The following is a 1,017-nucleotide window of genomic DNA, read 5'->3' as shown; positions in this document are numbered from 1 at the left end:
CCCTCTTGCACAAAATATAGGCAGAAACACACGGGCGGCACACGGCGGCAAAATTGCAGGCCACCTGAAAACCGCATCGGGAGATTTCCGAACAGGCAGACACCCGGAAACGGCAAAGCGCACCCAAGGGCAGGCCACCTGAAAATTGGAAACGGGAAAAATACACGGCGACCTTGTCTCCCATCACGCAGGTTTCACAGCCTGCATGACAGCTTGCCTGCAGAAAGTCTTGTTTCTTGACAGTACTCTATCTAGTCAATACACTAGTCTCGCCTTGTTTACCGCCCATCGGGAAAAGTCCGAGCTTGCGGCAGGGCAGCCCTGATTTCGTTCAGGGCATTTTCATTTTTAACATACACCTTGCCGTTCTCGGCACAGCAACCTTTCGACGTGCGTTTTCACATGACCGTGTGAAAATCCTACGAGCATAGGAAAATCCTACACCCGAAGTTTCCGAACGAATAAAAAGGGCGACCCCTGTTCTCCAATCCTTGCCTTTGCCGTTTGTCGAATAACCCACCCCGCCCATGCCGACCGGAAGCGGAAAAACAGCGGCGACACACACTAAAAACCAGTAAGCGCAAAATGCCCTATTTTGCGTTTAATGCGATTTATACCTTGCAGGCTACCTATATTACCTGACCATAGAAACGCAATCCTAGCGCATTTTAGGCCGCCTGCTGAACGTTTACGGATATTCCGTAGGCAGCAATAGCAGCTTTCAGGCCATCGGGAACAGGGCAAGGCTGTTTTCCCGCAAATTTACGGGAAACCCAAGACAAGGATTTTCAGACAGTAGCCTGCTTCCCAAAGCAACGCACCGCATCATGCAACCGATTAAACCCGCCTTGCCAAACCGCACTTGCAAAACAATCTCACAAAAGCCCGGTTTGAAACATCAATCCCATGCAATGCCCCAACCTGCAGAATTTGCACCTTCGGAATGCGGGCATCGCGCGCGCGAGGCAGGGGAAAAGTTTTGACTTGTGCAAAATGGGGGTATATTTGGGGGTATAT

General features: G+C 50.7%; 1 protein-coding gene. It reads right to left on the bottom strand.

The window, feature by feature from the left end; genetic code table 11:
• A partial coding sequence (locus tag A7P95_RS12035) for a hypothetical protein (RefSeq protein WP_218916365.1) occupies positions 1 to 184 on the bottom strand: 184 nt, incomplete at its 3' end.
• Positions 185 to 1,017: the final 833 nt, after the last annotated feature.

Source organism: Eikenella longinqua, from assembly GCF_001648355.1.
Lineage (GTDB): Bacteria > Pseudomonadota > Gammaproteobacteria > Burkholderiales > Neisseriaceae > Eikenella > Eikenella longinqua.
Note: the sequence above shows the minus strand (reverse complement) of the source record. Positions and strands in the feature narration are given on the sequence as shown.